Annotated in this window: 16 protein-coding genes; 10 read left to right on the forward strand and 6 right to left on the reverse strand. The window is 71.1% G+C overall.

Annotated elements, in window-relative coordinates; translation table 11 throughout:
• Positions 1 to 33: 33 nt before the first annotated feature.
• A complete protein-coding gene (locus tag ASF96_RS00095; protein ID WP_055934843.1) occupies positions 34 to 474 on the reverse strand; it encodes a RidA family protein in 441 nt (146 codons plus the stop codon).
• 20 nt (positions 475 to 494) lie between these two features.
• Positions 495 to 1,157 carry a TrmH family RNA methyltransferase gene (locus ASF96_RS00100; protein ID WP_055934846.1) on the reverse strand — a complete coding sequence of 221 codons (663 nt, stop codon included), beginning with the start codon at positions 1,155 to 1,157 and terminating at the stop codon, positions 495 to 497.
• Positions 1,158 to 1,234: 77 nt separating this feature from the next.
• Here ASF96_RS00100 and ASF96_RS00105 point away from each other — a divergent pair, with 77 nt between their 5' ends.
• The 3 genes from ASF96_RS00105 to ASF96_RS00115 all read left to right on the forward strand — a co-directional run bounded on the left by ASF96_RS00105 (position 1,235) and on the right by ASF96_RS00115 (position 3,657).
• Positions 1,235 to 2,512, forward strand: coding sequence for an Nramp family divalent metal transporter (locus ASF96_RS00105; protein WP_055934849.1), 1,278 nt, complete (start codon positions 1,235 to 1,237; stop codon positions 2,510 to 2,512).
• 9 nt (positions 2,513 to 2,521) lie between these two features.
• Complete coding sequence (locus ASF96_RS00110) at positions 2,522 to 3,157, forward strand: metal-dependent transcriptional regulator (RefSeq protein WP_055934853.1); 636 nt, start codon at positions 2,522 to 2,524, stop codon at positions 3,155 to 3,157.
• Positions 3,158 to 3,225: 68 nt separating this feature from the next.
• A complete protein-coding gene (locus ASF96_RS00115) occupies positions 3,226 to 3,657 on the forward strand; it encodes a hypothetical protein (RefSeq protein ID WP_055934857.1) in 432 nt (143 codons plus the stop codon).
• Positions 3,658 to 3,666: 9 nt separating this feature from the next.
• Here ASF96_RS00115 and ASF96_RS00120 read toward each other — a convergent pair whose 3' ends face one another.
• Positions 3,667 to 6,102 (reverse strand): HAD-IC family P-type ATPase, encoded by a 2,436-nt coding sequence (locus ASF96_RS00120; protein ID WP_055934860.1) that lies wholly within the window; start codon positions 6,100 to 6,102, stop codon positions 3,667 to 3,669.
• Positions 6,103 to 6,144: 42 nt separating this feature from the next.
• Positions 6,145 to 7,092: an SDR family NAD(P)-dependent oxidoreductase gene (locus tag ASF96_RS00125; RefSeq protein ID WP_055832730.1), complete on the reverse strand. Its 948-nt coding sequence runs from the start codon at positions 7,090 to 7,092 to the stop codon at positions 6,145 to 6,147.
• A gap of 192 nt (positions 7,093 to 7,284) precedes the next feature.
• Here ASF96_RS00125 and ASF96_RS00130 point away from each other — a divergent pair, with 192 nt between their 5' ends.
• From ASF96_RS00130 to ASF96_RS16630, 3 genes are all read left to right on the forward strand, one after another.
• Complete coding sequence (locus ASF96_RS00130) at positions 7,285 to 7,455, forward strand: CsbD family protein (protein ID WP_055832729.1); 171 nt, start codon at positions 7,285 to 7,287, stop codon at positions 7,453 to 7,455.
• A 92-nt stretch (positions 7,456 to 7,547) separates the two neighbouring features.
• Complete coding sequence (locus ASF96_RS00135; RefSeq protein ID WP_055934863.1) at positions 7,548 to 8,378, forward strand: HAD-IIA family hydrolase; 831 nt, start codon at positions 7,548 to 7,550, stop codon at positions 8,376 to 8,378.
• Between the two features lie 25 nt (positions 8,379 to 8,403).
• Positions 8,404 to 8,553, forward strand: coding sequence for a hypothetical protein (locus tag ASF96_RS16630; RefSeq protein ID WP_156458661.1), 150 nt, complete (start codon positions 8,404 to 8,406; stop codon positions 8,551 to 8,553).
• Between the two features lie 153 nt (positions 8,554 to 8,706).
• Here ASF96_RS16630 and pyrE read toward each other — a convergent pair whose 3' ends face one another.
• Positions 8,707 to 9,285, reverse strand: a complete 579-nt coding sequence (gene pyrE / locus ASF96_RS00140; RefSeq protein ID WP_055832727.1) for an orotate phosphoribosyltransferase — start codon at positions 9,283 to 9,285, stop codon at positions 8,707 to 8,709.
• 117 nt (positions 9,286 to 9,402) lie between these two features.
• Here pyrE and ASF96_RS00145 point away from each other — a divergent pair, with 117 nt between their 5' ends.
• Both ASF96_RS00145 and ASF96_RS00150 read left to right on the forward strand, forming a co-directional pair.
• Positions 9,403 to 10,248 (forward strand): exodeoxyribonuclease III, encoded by an 846-nt coding sequence (locus ASF96_RS00145; protein WP_055934866.1) that lies wholly within the window; start codon positions 9,403 to 9,405, stop codon positions 10,246 to 10,248.
• Between the two features lie 253 nt (positions 10,249 to 10,501).
• Positions 10,502 to 10,927 carry a YciI family protein gene (locus tag ASF96_RS00150; protein ID WP_055934869.1) on the forward strand — a complete coding sequence of 142 codons (426 nt, stop codon included), beginning with the start codon at positions 10,502 to 10,504 and terminating at the stop codon, positions 10,925 to 10,927.
• A gap of 172 nt (positions 10,928 to 11,099) precedes the next feature.
• Here the strand turns inward: ASF96_RS00150 and ASF96_RS00155 are convergent, their stop codons facing one another.
• On the reverse strand, positions 11,100 to 11,672 hold the full coding sequence (locus ASF96_RS00155) for an NADPH-dependent FMN reductase (protein WP_055934872.1): 573 nt from the start codon (positions 11,670 to 11,672) through the stop codon (positions 11,100 to 11,102).
• A gap of 143 nt (positions 11,673 to 11,815) precedes the next feature.
• Here ASF96_RS00155 and ASF96_RS00160 point away from each other — a divergent pair, with 143 nt between their 5' ends.
• Together ASF96_RS00160 and ASF96_RS00165 are read left to right on the forward strand one after the other, a co-directional pair.
• A complete protein-coding gene (locus ASF96_RS00160; protein WP_055934875.1) occupies positions 11,816 to 13,075 on the forward strand; it encodes a sensor histidine kinase in 1,260 nt (419 codons plus the stop codon).
• Positions 13,068 to 13,739 carry a response regulator gene (locus tag ASF96_RS00165; protein WP_055832722.1) on the forward strand — a complete coding sequence of 224 codons (672 nt, stop codon included), beginning with the start codon at positions 13,068 to 13,070 and terminating at the stop codon, positions 13,737 to 13,739. The genes ASF96_RS00160 and ASF96_RS00165 overlap by 8 nt, the downstream gene beginning before the upstream one ends.
• The last annotated feature ends 46 nt before the right edge of the window (positions 13,740 to 13,785 follow it).

The following is a 13,785-nucleotide window of genomic DNA, read 5'->3' on the forward strand; positions in this document are numbered from 1 at the left end:
CGGTGAGGGCAGCCACCCGACCCGCGTCGGGGCTCAGCCGAGGGCGTCGACGCCCTCGGCCGCGACCTCGTCGAGCACCGCGGCGACGGCTTCGATCTCGACCAGTTGGCTGTCGTAGCCCAGCACCGTGACCCCCATCAACGTGCTCGGCACGTCGTGGTCGCCGAACGCGGCGCGCACGACGTCCCACGCCGCGACCAGGTCGGCTTGACGCGTGGATGCCACGAGCACCCGTGTCGAGATGACGTCGGTGAGCTGCGCCCCGGCGTCGGCGAGCGCGGTGACGAGGTTCTCGACGCACCTCCGGGCCTGTGCCGCGACGTCGCCCACCCCGACGGTCGTGCCGTCGGCGTCCAGGGGGCAGGAGCCCGCGAGGAAGATCAATCGGGCCTCGGCGGGGGCTGTCGCGGCGTAGGCGTACTCGGCGACGCTCGACAGCGAGGCCGAACGGATGAGGGTGACGGCTTTCGGCATCCCTCCACCCTCGCACGGGCTCACGCCCAGCGACGGCACCATTCGTACATGATCACGGCGGCCGCCGACGCGGCGTTGATCGACCGCGTCGAACCGTACTGCGTGATCTCGACCACGCCGGTCGCGGCCTCGATCGCCTCGGGCGACAGACCCGGGCCCTCCTGGCCGAACAGCAGCACGCAGCGCTCGGGCAGGTCGGCCCGGTCGACCGGCACCGATCCCTCGACGTTGTCGACGGCGATCACGGGCAGACCCGCCTCGCGCGCCCAGGCGGTGAACGCCGCGACGTCCTCGTGGTGACGCACGTGCTGATAGCGGTCGGTCACCATCGCGCCGCGGCGGTTCCACCGGCGCTTGCCGACGATGTGCACCTCGGCGGCCAGGAAGGCGTTGGCGCTGCGCACGATCGATCCGATGTTGAGGTCGTGCTGCCAGTTCTCGATCGCGACGTGGAAGGGATGCCGCTGCACGTCGAGGTCGGCGACGATGGCCTCCATCGACCAGTAGCGGTATCCGTCGACGACGTTGCGCGTGTCGCCGTGGGCCAGGAGATCGGGGTCGTACCGCGGGTCGTCGGGCCATTCCCCGGGCCAGGGTCCGACGCCGTGGGTCGGGGCGGCGGCGCCCCCGTCGGGTTCCGGCGCGACCCGGGGCTCGGGCGCGGGGTCAGCGGCATCCGTCACCGGTTCAGGCTACCCGGGCCGCACCCGCGACCACTCCCCCGCTTTTCGGTCACCCGAAATATCGGTAGGGTTTCGGCATGCCGAAAAATGACCTGGTCGCCGACCGACGCCACACCCCCGGGCGTGGGCTGTGGCTGCTCGGACCGGCGATGGTCGCGGGGGTCGCCTACCTCGACCCCGGCAACGTCGCCAGCAACATGACCGCCGGCGCGACCTTCGGCTACCTGCTGGTGTGGGTGGTCGTGCTGGGCAACGTCATGGCGTGGCTCATCCAGTACCTCTCGGCCAAGCTCGGCATCGTCACCGGCGAGAGCCTGCCCCAGGTGCTCGGACGCCGCATCCAGCGGCCCTGGGCCCGACGCCTCTACTGGGTACAGGCCGAGCTCGTCGCCATGGCCACCGACATCGCCGAGGTCATCGGCGGCGCCGTGGCCCTGAACCTGCTGTTCGGCATCCCGCTCGTGTGGGGCGGCGCGATCACCGGCGTCGTGTCGATGCTGTTGCTCGTCGTGCAGTCCCGGCGGGGTGCGCGGGCGTTCGAGACCGTGCTGATCGGGCTCCTGCTCATCATCGCGGCGGGATTCACCTTCGGCCTGTTCTTCGCGCCGCCCGACCCCGCCGGCGTGGTCGAGGGGCTCGTGCCGCGTTTCGAGGGGACGAACTCGGTGCTGCTGGCCGCGTCGATCCTCGGTGCGACGATCATGCCGCACGCCATCTACGCGCACTCGGCGCTCAGCCGCGACCGCTTCGCCCCCGGGGCGCCGACGGCGGCAGCCGACCTCGAGCAGGCCCGCGGCATCTCGACGCTCCGACTGCTGCGCGCCACCCGCTGGGACGTCACCATCGCCCTCGTGGTCGCCGGAACCGTCAACCTCGCGATCCTGCTGCTGGCCGCGGCGAACCTCGCCGGCGTCGACGGCACCGACAGCCTCGAGGGCGCCTACGCGGCTCTCCGCGACGGACTCGGCCCGGTCGTGGCGACGATGTTCGCCGTCGGGCTGCTCGCCAGCGGGCTCGCCTCGACCTCGGTCGGTGCGTACGCCGGCGCCGAGATCATGCACGGCCTGCTGCGCGTGCGCGTCCCCCTGCTGGTGCGGCGGCTCGTCACCCTCATCCCCGCACTGGTCATCCTGGCCCTCGGCGTCGACCCCACGCTCGCCCTGGTGCTCAGCCAGGTCGTGCTGTCGTTCGGCATCCCGTTCGCGCTCATCCCCCTCGTCGCCCTCACCGCGCGGCGCGATCTGCTCGGCGCGCACCGCAACCGGCCACTCACCACCGCCGCCGGGGTGCTGGCATCGGTGTTCCTGGTCACTTTGAACGCCGTGCTCCTGTGGCTGGTCTTCGCCGGCGGATAGGCTGACGACGTGGAATCGCCCGTGTCCGACGACTATCTCAAGGCGATCTACCACCACACCGAGTGGCAGGACTCCCCGATCACGCCCTCGCAGCTCGCCGCCGTGCTGGGCCTGGCCCCATCGAGCGTGACCGAGATGGTGAAGAAGCTCGCCGCGCAGGGCCTGGTGACGCACCGGCCGTACGGTCCCGTCTCGCTCACCGCGGCGGGCAACCGCCGCGCCGCCGGGGTGATCCGGCGCCACCGCCTGATCGAGACCTGGCTCGTGCGCGAGTTCGACTACGCCTGGGACGAAGTCCACGACGAGGCCGAGGTGCTCGAGCACGCGCTCAGCGACCGACTGCTGGAGGGCATCGACGCCCGGCTCGGGCGACCGCGCTTCGACCCGCACGGCGATGCGATCCCGGATGCCGACGGCACGGTGCACCGCGAAGCCTTCGTGCTGCTCGCCCAGGCGTCGACGGGCCACACCGGGCGCGTGCTGCGGGTGAGCGACCGCGACCCCGAGCTGCTGCGGGCGCTGGTGGAGCGCGGCATCGACGTGGGGCACGAGATCGAGGTCGTCTCCGACGCCGTGGTGCGCGCGGACGGCGTCGACGTGACGCTTCCCGACGGCGCGGGCACCTCGGTCTGGCTGACGCGCTGAGGATCGCCCCCGCTGTCGCTACGCTGACCCCACCGGCACCCTGCCCCGCCGTCGATCGTGAGGCCCCCATGACCACTCCCGCCACGGTGCGCCGCCCCGTCGCCGTCACGGTCGCGATCGTGCTGGTCTACCTGGGCGGGCTGCTCAACACGGCGCTCGGCATCCTCGTGCTGCTCACCCGCTACGAGGTGACCGACGACCTCGTGCTCCCCGTCTCGCTCGTGGGTGCCGCGACCATCCTGCTGGGCCTGCTCACCGTCGCCGGCGGCTCGGCGCTCGCGCGCGGCAGTCGCCTCGCCCGCACCCTGCTCACCACCTACCTGACGGTCCTGGTCGTCCTGCAGGCCGCGGCGCTGGCGTTGACCGAGCTCGACCCGACGATCATCGTGGCGCTGATCGCGGCGCTCACGGTCATCGCGGCGATGTGGATCCCCCCGCACGCCCGACGCTACTTCGCGCGCACGGGCGCCGAGTCTGCGGCCTCGACGCCGATGATCTGACCCGTCGCGTCAGCGTCGAGACCCCTCGGCATCGGCCCGCAGCAGACGCCGCACGAACCGGCGATGGGCGAAGCGCACCGCCTCGATCGCGGCGATCGCGACCACGACGATCATCGTGATCAGCACCGCTCCGTCTTCGCCCGGGTCGCGCAGCTGGAAGAAGTCGCCCAGCGCCGGCACCGTGAAGATCGCCGTGAGGGCGATGAACATGGCCCCGATGACGAGCACCTTCACCCGCGTGACCGGCCGCGAGAGCACCGTCAGCACCCAGATCGCGACGATGGCGAGGATGATCGTCGCCCCGGTGCGCAGCTGCTCGACGCTCAGCCCCATGCCCAGCGCGAACCGCGTGTACACGGTGAGCGCGATGGCGATCACGATCCCGGCCGGGATCGCGAAGCTCAGCGACCTCTTCAAGAAGCCCGGCACGTAGCGCTGGGTGTTCGGCAGCAGGGCGAGGAAGAACGCCGGGATGCCGATGGTGAGGCCATCGGTGATCGACAACTGCCGCGGGAGGAAGGGGAACTCCATCACCAGCGCCCCGAACAGCACGGCGAGACCCGTCGCGTAGACGGTCTTGGTGAGGAAGAGCATCGACACGCGCTCGATGTTCGCGATCACCTGACGGCCCTCGGCGACCACGGACGGCAGGTGCGAGAACCGACCGTCGAGCAGCACGAGACGCGCCACCGCCTTGGTGGCCGCCGCGCCCGAGTTCATCGCGATGCCGATGTCGGCCGTCTTGATCGCGAGTGCGTCGTTGACCCCGTCGCCCGTCATGGCCACGACGTGCCCGCGCGCCTGGAGGGCGGTGACCATGCGCCTCTTCTGATCGGGGGTGACCCGGCCGAACACGGTGTGCTGCTCGAGGATCTCGCCGAGCTCGACGTCGTCGTCGGGGAGGCGCCGGGCGTCGTAGCCCTCGTCGACCTCGAGCCCCACCTCGCGCGCGATCGCGGCCACGGTGCGGGGATTGTCGCCCGAGATCACGCGCACGCCCACGCCCTGGTCGCGGAAGTAGGCCAGCGCCTCGGCGGCGTCGGGGCGCACCGCCTCGACGAAGGTGAGCACGGCGACGGCCACGGGCGCGGCGGGAAAACGTTCGGCTTCGACATCGGCGTCGTCGAGCGGTGCGTCGGTGTGGGCGAGAACGAGCGTGCGGCGCCCCGACGACGCCAAGCGGGTCACGGCCGCACCCAGCTCGGTGCCGGCGTCGCCCGCGACGTCGCCGAAGACCATCTCGGGCGCACCGAGCACCCAGGTGCCGGACGGGCCCGCGGCGAACGACACCGCGCTCCATTTGCGTGCCGACGAGAACGGGATGCGCCGGGAGGCGTCGAGCGGTTCCTCGACCGGGAACGGCTCGCGCAGGCACTGCGCCGTGGCGTTGGCGTCGGGCGCCGCGCCGTACCACCCCAGGGTCTGCTGCCACCCCGCCCGTTCGGCCAGCGGCAGCGCGGCGTCGAACCGGATCTCGCCCGCGGTGAGCGTGCCCGTCTTGTCGAGGCAGATGACGTCGACGCGCGCGAGGCCCTCGACCGCCGGCAGCTCGTTGACGAGCACCTTCTGCCCCGCCAACCGGGCCGCCCCGACGGCGAACGCGATCGAGGTCATCAGCACGAGCCCCAGCGGGATCATCGCGGTGAGCGAGGCGATCGTGTTCACGACGGCCTGCGACCAGGTGCCCTGCTGCCACGCCTGCACCCACCCGCCGGCGACCATCATCTGGGCGTTCAGCACCAGCAGTCCGATGGGACCGACGCCCCAGCCGACCCACCGCAGCACGCGGTCGATCGAGGTGCGCAGTTCGCTCGAGACGAGCTGGAAACGTTTCGCCTCGGTGGCGAAGGCGTTCGCGTACGACTCGGCGCCCACGCGCACGACGCGGGCCGTGCCCTCGCCCGCCACGACGATCGATCCCGACAGCGCCTCGTCACCGGGCCTCTTGTCGACGGCATCCGATTCGCCGGTCAGCATCGACTCGTCGATCTGCAGCGCCCCCGAGTCGACGACGACGGCGTCGGCCGACACCTGGTCGCCGGCGCGCAGCACCAGCAGATCGTCGCGCACGACCTCGGACGGGGCGATCTCGACGTCGACCCCGTCGCGGCGCACCCGGGCGCGCGGTGCGTTGAGCAGCGCGAGCCGGTCGAGCGCCGCCTTCGCGCGGAACTCCTGCACGCATCCGATCACGGCGTTCGACAACGCGGCCACGCCGAACAGGGCGTCCTGCCACCGGCCGAGCAGCAGCAGAACGAGGAAGCACGCGCCGACGATCCCGTTGAAGAGCGTGAAGACGTTCGACCGCACGATGTTCCACGCGCTGCGGCTGCTGTCGGCGGTGAACGCGTTGGTCTGCCCCGAGGCGACCCGTTCGCCCACCTCGGCCGCGCTCAAGCCACGGGCGTCGTCGAACTCGATGCTGTCGGCGATCGCCTGGTCCATGCGATCACTGTAGGGCCCGCCGGCGACATCGACGGGGGCGGATCACGACGCCGCGCGCCGCGCGCGGTCGAACGGCCAGCGCACGTGCGTCGCCGTCTCGCACGCGCGCCACAGCTCGGCGCCGAGTTCGCTCCCGCGGATGCGGCGCGCCGGCGTGGCCGGGCGCGGGGCACCCCGCGCGACGAGTGCCGGCCCGTACATGGCCCCGCCCTCGGCGTGCGGGTCGACGAGCGCCCGCACCAGCGCCCAGGCGCCGTGCTCCTTGGACTGGGTGATGGGCGCCTGCAGGTTGTCGAGGAAGCGCTCGAGCCGCGTCGGCTCGTTCACGCCCCGGATGCCGCGGGTGCGCCCGCTCGTGGAGTAACCGGGGTGCGCGACGAGGCTCTCGACGGGCACGTCGTGGGCCCGCAGCCGCCGGTCGGCCTCGAGCGCCAGGGCGGTCGTCGCCGCCTTCGACTGCACGTACGCGCGCCACGGGGTGTAGCCCTCGGTGAGCTCGGGGTCGGTGGGAACGTGCCTCCACAGCGAGGTCGACATGCTCCCCACCCAGACCATGCGGCCCCGCGCCGTGGCGAGGGGCTTGAGCAACTCGCCCGCCAGGGCGAAGTGCCCCAGAACGTTGGTGGCGAACACGAGCTCGTGCCCGCCGGCCATCTCTCGGGTCTTGGGCGGGTGCACGACGCCGGCGTTCAGCAGCAGACCGTCGAGCCGGCCGCGTGCGCGGGCGGTGGCGGCCGCCGCCCGCACCGACCCCATGTTGCTGGTGTCGAGCAGCAGCGTCTCGATGTCGGCATCCGGATCACCGCGCGTGACGGCGGCCTTCGCCGCGGCCAAGGCGTTGGGGTTGCGTCCGGTCAGCACCACGTGGGCTCCGGCGGCGGCGAGCTGCACGCACGAGAAGAAGCCGAGGCCGCGCGTGGCTCCCGTGACCAGGTAGGAGCGCCCCGTGAGGTCGGGGAGGTTCTCGGGGTCCCATTCGGTGCGCGCCACCCTTCGACCCTAACCAGATCGCGCGCCGCCGTCACGGGCGCATTCCGTGCGAGGAATATCGGCACGCGGGAAAATTTTCCGAACATCGCGTGACGAATCGTCCCGTCGTCCCGTCTCATCCCCGAGCGCACCCGCTCCGTCGCGACGAACACCCGCCGCCGACGCCGTCACGACAGGTAAAGGAGTCAGGCCATGGGTCTCGACGACAAGATCAAGAACGCCGCTCAGGACATCGTGGGCAAGGCGAAGGAAGCCATCGGCAACGCGACCGACAACGACAAGCTGGCCGCCGAGGGCAAGGCCGACCAGGTGAAGGCGGATGCCAAGAAGGCCGGCGAGAACGTCAAGGACACCTTCAAGTAATCCGCCACCGCGGACGGGCGGGCATCGGCTTCGGCCGTGCCCGCCCGCGCTCGTTCCGGCGGCGTGTCGGAGGCCGGGGCTAGGCTGGCCGCATGCGGACCCGAGGCGACATCGAGTGCTGGCTCACCGACATGGACGGCGTTCTCGTCCACGAGAACACCCCCATCGCGGGAGCGTCCGAGTTGCTCGCGCAGTGGCGCTCCGAGGGCACTCCGTTCCTCGTGCTGACCAACAACTCGATCTTCACCCCGCGTGATCTCAGCGCGCGGCTGCGGGCGTCCGGCCTGGTCGTGCCCGAGGCGTCGATCTGGACGTCGGCGCTCGCGACGGCCGACTTCCTCAAGTCGCAGATGCCCGGTGGATCCGCCTTCGTCATCGGCGAAGCGGGTCTGACGACGGCCCTGCACGAGGCCGGGTTCATCATGACCGAGACCGCTCCCGACTACGTCGTGGTCGGTGAGACGCGCAACTACTCGTTCGAGGCCATCACCAAGGCCATCCGTTTCATCCGCGGCGGAGCCCGCTTCATCGCGACGAATCCCGACGCCACGGGCCCGTCGACCGAGGGCGTCCTGCCCGCCACGGGGGCCATCGCCGCCCTCATCACCAAGGCGACCGGCAAAGAGCCCTACATCGTGGGCAAGCCGAACCCGATGATGTTCCGCTCGGCGCTCAACCGCATCGGCGCGCACAGCGAGAACACCGGCATGATCGGCGACCGCATGGACACCGACATCGTCGCCGGTATCGAGGCGGGCCTGCACACCGTGCTCGTGCTCACCGGCATCAGCGACCAGCGCGAGATCGAGCGCTACCCCTTCCGCCCCGACGAGATCCTCGGCTCGATCGCCGAACTCGTGCGCCAGGAGCCCCTCGAGACCGACCTCGCCGACGGCGAAGAGGGCCTCGAAGCGGGTCTCTGAGCCGCCCCACCGAGAGGACGACCGCATGGACGACCGCACGCTCTGGCTGATCGTCGCCTTCTTCATCACCCTGGGAACGCTCGTCGCGTTCGTGGTGCAGTGGAGACGGTCGCGCCGCGGCGGCGGGGGCCGCGATCCGTTCGATGGGCCGGGGCCGGGAGACGACTCGCCCTGAGGGCGGGATCGAGGCGGCGCGCCGGGTGCCCGGCATCCGTGGGTCGGACCGCGTCAGGAGACAGGCGGCGCCACCGACTCACGCCTCGGCGGCATGTTCGCGTCGTGGGCCCCGCTCTCGTGACGGGCGCGGACGGGCGGCGCGGCGATCCGACTACTGCGGCGCGAGCCCCAGGTCGTCGAGGTCGACCGAGGCGAGCCACTGCAGGCCCTCGGCCTCGATCGCGGCCTGTGCGCCGGTCTTGCGATCGACGATCACGGCGACGGCCACGACCTCCGCGCCCTCGCGGCGCAGCGCCTCGACGGCCTTGAGCGCCGACTGACCGGTGGTGGAGGTGTCTTCGACGACGACGACGCGCTTGCCGACGATGTCGGCCCCCTCGATCTGACGACCGCGGCCGTGATCCTTCGCCTCTTTGCGCACGACGAACGCGTCGAGCGGACGGCCGGCGTGCACCGACTCGTGCATGACGGCGTTGGCGATGGGGTCGGCGCCGAGCGTGAGCCCGCCTACGGCGACGACGCCGTCGAGGTCTTTGACGAGGTCGAGCACGAGACGCCCGATCGCGGGGGCGGCACGGTGGTCGAGGGTGAGCTTTCGCATGTCGACGTAGTACGTCGCCTTCTTGCCGCTCGAGAGGGTGAAGTCGCCGTGGAACACCGCCTCGTCGGAGATGAGGCGGATGAGCGCCTGACGGTCGGCTTCGAGCTCAGGAGTGGAGGCGGTGGTCACGGCGTCGAGTCTAGAGGGGCGGGCACACGGCGGGCGGGCACGGGGGCGTCGCGGGGTGACCGTGTGGCACCTGTCGCACGCTCATCGATGTCGATGCACGAAAGTAGGCTGGATGCCATGCGCCTGGCCACCTGGAACGTCAACTCCATCCGCGCCCGCGTCACCCGCACCGTCGAGTTCTGCGTGCGCGAGCACATCGACGTGCTGGCGATGCAGGAGATCAAGTGCAAGACCGAGCAGTTCCCCTACGCCGCGTTCGAAGAGGCGGGGTATCACGTCGCCGCGCACGGCCTGAATCAGTGGAACGGCGTCGCGATCGCCAGCCGCGAGCCCCTCGAGGACGTCGAGATCGGATTCCCCGGCATGCCCGGTTTCGAGAAGGGCAAAGAGGGCCCCGATCTTCCCCAGGAAGCCCGGGCCATCGGTGCGACCGTGGGCGGCGTGCGCGTCTGGAGCCTGTACGTGCCCAACGGGCGCGGGCTCGACGACCCGCACTTCACGTACAAGCTCGACTGGCTCGACAAGCTCCGTCAGTACACCGCCGACACCCTCGCGGGCGACCCCGACCTGCCCCTCGCGCTGACGGGCGACTTCAACATCGCGCCCACCGATGCCGACAACGGCGACCCGACGATCGTGCAGGGCGCGAGCACGCACGTCTCTCCCGCGGAGCGGGCGGCGTTCTCCGCCTTCGAGACGGCCGGACTCACCGACGTCGTGCGGCCCCTCCTTCCCACCGGTTACACCTACTGGGACTACAAGCAGCTGCGCTTCCCCCGCAACGAGGGGCTCCGCATCGACTTCATCCTCGGCTCGCGGGCCTTCGCCGACGCCGTGCAGGGCGCCGAGATCCACCGCAACGAACGCAAGGGCGAGGTTCCGAGCGATCACGTTCCCGTGGTGGCCGACCTCGACCTCTCGGGCGCCGACGATGACGACGACCTGCCGATGATCTTCGGCTGAGCACCGGCTCAGCGGCCATCCGTCCGCTCGGGCGGCGGCGCAGCATCGAACGCGCGCACCGGAGTCTTCTCCGTGCCGCCGCGGGCTCTGATTCCGGGGCACTCCCGCGATTCCGCGCCGCACCACGTCCGCGGCATCCGGAAATTCTCTCGGCCCCTGACGATTCCGCCCGGCGCCGTTCGACGCGATAGTAGGGGAAGGCATTCGCTCCCCCTCAGATCGCTCGCGAGAGCACCCACGAGAAGAGTCCACGATGAAGTTCATGCTGATCATGCGCGGCACCGACGAGGCGTACGCGGCGTACAAAGAGATCCCCTTCGAGCAGGTCATCAACGAGATGGGCGCGTACAACGAGTCCATGATCACCGCGGGCGTGCTCGTCGCCGGCGACGGTCTGGCCGAGGACATGAGCGCCAACTTCGTCGTCGAGTTCGGCGGCGAGGAGCCGGTCGTCACCGACGGCCCGTACGGCGAGACGCACGAGCTGTTCAACGGCTTCTGGATCATCGAGGTGTCGACGCGCGACGAGGCCGTCGAGTGGGCCCGGCGCGCACCGCTCATCGCCGGCAACAAGCTCGAGGTGCGTCGCGTGACCGACGAGACCGACTTCGCGGCGTTCGCCGACAACGAGTACATCCAGAAAGAGGAGGGCTGGCGCGAAGAGCAGTCCGCGCGCTGACCACCGCGGTGAACACCGACGTCTCGCGTCGCGTCGTTCGGGGCGCCTTCTGTGCATCGGGGCGTGCATCGTCCGCCCCAGTGCACAGAACGCGCCCCACACCCCTGACCGCCCCGCGCCGGAACGACGGCGGGGCCGGAGCGAACCCCGACCCCGCCGTGATGCCCGATCGTCAGGCCGCGGGGACCTCGGCGGGCGCGGTGCGCTCGATGAGCGTCACGAGCGCCTCGATGATCGACCGGAGGAACGCGGCCGTGCCCTCGTCGGTTACGGTGCCGTCTTCCTCGAAGAGGCCGGGGGTCGACTGGATGTAGCCCTCGGGCTGCCCCAAGACGAGGGCGTTGTAGTGCAGGAGCACGGAGCGCAGGTGCTGCTGGCCGGCGGCGGTGGCGATGCCGCCCTGCGAGGTGCCGACGACGGCGGTGGGCTTGTCGTTGAACGACGCCTCGCCGTACGGACGAGCCGACCAGTCGAGCGCGTTCTTCAGCACGCCGGGGATGGAACGGCTGTACTCGGGGGTCACGATGATGACGCCGTCGGCATCCTCGATCGCGGTCTTGAAAGTCGTCGCCACCTCGGGGAAGTTGCCGTCGTAGTCGGGCGAGTAGAAGGGGAGGTCCTTGATCGGGATCTCCTTCAGGGTCACGCCCTCGGGGGCGACCTTCTCGAGCGCCTTCGCGAGACGGCGGTTGATCGAGGTGCTGGAGATGCTTCCGACGATGTAGCCGATCGTGTACTCGGTCACGGTGATCCTCTCTGGGATGACGGGGGCGCCGAACGCCCAGGTTCATTCACGTACAAGCATCGTGAACGCCCCGGTATTCCCCGGGTCGCGTGCTCCGTCGCGCGGGGGATGCGTGTGCCGCGGCTCACCCCTACCGTGGAGGGATGCCCCGGCTCACCCGCACCCAGCAGCGCAACGACATCGTGCTCGCGGTCGTGCTGCTGCTCGGTGGGCTGCTCAGCGCGGTGCTGTCGTCGGTCTCGGGCATCTACGGCGACCAGCAGGGCTCGCTCGCTATCGCCCTCGGGTACGTCGCCGTGCTCGCGATCCCGCTGGCGTTCCGCCGGCGCTGGCCATCGGTGGCGGCGGTCGTCGTCTCGGTCGCGTACTTCTTCGCCGTGACGTTCCGCATTCCCGAGCTGTACGCCGGCAACATCGCGATGTTCATCGCGCTGTACACCGTGGGCGCCTGGGAGCCCCACCGTCGCCGCGCCACGATCGTGCGGGTCGCGATCATCGTCGGCATGTTCGCGTGGCTGTTCGTGGTCATGTTCCAAGACGCCACGCAGCCCGTCGATCCGGCCGTCGAGGGTGCGTTCTCGCGCGTCGGAGCCTTCTCGCCCTTCGTGGCCTACCAGCTGCTGATGATCGGCGTGAACGCCCTCTACTTCGGCGGCGCCTACTACTTCGGCAACCGCACGTTCCAGCAGATGCGTCAGCGCGCCGCGCTCGAGGAGCGTACGGCCGAACTCGAGGCCGAGCGCGAGGTCACGGCGGCGCAGGCCGTCGCCCTCGACCGCGTGCGCATCGCGCGCGAACTGCACGACGTCGTCGCGCACCACGTGTCGCTCATGGGGGTGCAGGCGGGCGTCGCCCGGTCACTGCTCGCCCGAGACCCCGACAAGACGCGCGAGGTGCTGGCGGGCATCGAGGTGTCGGCGCGCACGTCGCTGCACGAGCTGCGTCAGCTGCTCGAGACCCTCCGCACCCCCGGCAGCGAGGCGGCCCCCGACACCGCGCCGACCACGCACGGGTTGACGTCGATCTCGGCGCTGGTCGACGAGGCCTCCGCCGCCGGACTGCCCACCACCCTCACGATCATCGGAGAGCCCACGCGCGATCCGGCGCCTCTGGTGCAGGTCAACCTGTACCGCATCGCCCAGGAGGCCCTCACGAACGCACGTCGGCACGCCGGCCCCCGTGCCACCGCCGACGTGCGCCTGCGATTCGATCCGGATGCCATCGAGCTCGAGGTCGCGAACACGGGGCGCGCCGGGTCGGCGGCGTCGGGGCTCGGCCAGCTCGGCATGCGCGAGCGCGCGGCCGTCTCGGGCGGAACGATCGACATCGGCCCGCGCGCTCGCGGCGGGTATCTCGTGCGGGTGCGCGTCCCGGTCGTGGACGCCGAGGTGGCGCATGTCTGAGCTGAGGGTGCTGCTGGTCGACGACCACGCGATGATGCGCGCGGGCTTCCGCACCATCCTGTCGCTCGAAGACGACATCACCGTCGTCGGCGAGGCGGCGTCGGGGGTCGAGGCCCTCGCCGCGGCGCGCGCGCTGCGTCCCGACGTGATCTGCATGGACGTGCAGATGCCCGACATGGACGGCCTCGACGCCACACGCCGACTCACCGCCGACCCCGGCTCCGACGCCGCGATCCTCATCGTGACGACCTTCGACCGCGACGACTACCTCTTCGCCGCCCTCGCCGCCGGCGCCAGCGGGTTCCTGCTGAAGAACGCCGGTCCCGAGGAGCTCGTCGCGGCCGTGCGGATCGTGGGTGCCGGCGACGCCCTGCTCGCCCCCGAAGTCACCCGTCGGGTCATCGAACGCTTCGCCACCGGTGCGCCCGAGCCGGCGGCATCCCCCCTTCCGGTCCCCCCGCCCGCTCTCGCCGAGTCCCTCACGGAGCGGGAGTCGGAGGTGCTGCGGCTGGTCGCCGAGGCCCTGAGTAACGCCGAGATCGCCGCCCGCCTGTTCATCGGCGAGGCGACGGTGAAGACGCACGTGTCGAACGTGCTGCAGAAGCTCGGCGCGCGCGACCGCGTGCAGGCCGTGGTGCTGGCGCATCGGCACGGCCTGGCCTGAGCCGCCCCCACCGGTCCCCCGGGAGGGGGAGCCGCCCGACCCTCCC

This window comes from Microbacterium sp. Leaf179, assembly GCF_001423785.1.
In the GTDB taxonomy this organism is placed as follows: domain Bacteria; phylum Actinomycetota; class Actinomycetes; order Actinomycetales; family Microbacteriaceae; genus Microbacterium.

Coding starts and splice junctions, on each gene's coding strand:
- ASF96_RS00095 (WP_055934843.1), bottom strand. CDS start 474: ATGCCGAAAGCCGTCACCCTCATCCGTTCGGCCTCGCTGTCGAGCGTC.
- ASF96_RS00105 (WP_055934849.1), top strand. CDS start 1,235: ATGCCGAAAAATGACCTGGTCGCCGACCGACGCCACACCCCCGGGCGT.
- ASF96_RS00115 (WP_055934857.1), top strand. CDS start 3,226: ATGACCACTCCCGCCACGGTGCGCCGCCCCGTCGCCGTCACGGTCGCG.
- ASF96_RS00120 (WP_055934860.1), bottom strand. CDS start 6,102: ATGGACCAGGCGATCGCCGACAGCATCGAGTTCGACGACGCCCGTGGC.
- ASF96_RS00130 (WP_055832729.1), top strand. CDS start 7,285: ATGGGTCTCGACGACAAGATCAAGAACGCCGCTCAGGACATCGTGGGC.
- ASF96_RS00135 (WP_055934863.1), top strand. CDS start 7,548: ATGCGGACCCGAGGCGACATCGAGTGCTGGCTCACCGACATGGACGGC.
- ASF96_RS16630 (WP_156458661.1), top strand. CDS start 8,404: ATGGACGACCGCACGCTCTGGCTGATCGTCGCCTTCTTCATCACCCTG.
- ASF96_RS00145 (WP_055934866.1), top strand. CDS start 9,403: ATGCGCCTGGCCACCTGGAACGTCAACTCCATCCGCGCCCGCGTCACC.
- ASF96_RS00150 (WP_055934869.1), top strand. CDS start 10,502: ATGAAGTTCATGCTGATCATGCGCGGCACCGACGAGGCGTACGCGGCG.
- ASF96_RS00160 (WP_055934875.1), top strand. CDS start 11,816: ATGCCCCGGCTCACCCGCACCCAGCAGCGCAACGACATCGTGCTCGCG.
- ASF96_RS00165 (WP_055832722.1), top strand. CDS start 13,068: ATGTCTGAGCTGAGGGTGCTGCTGGTCGACGACCACGCGATGATGCGC.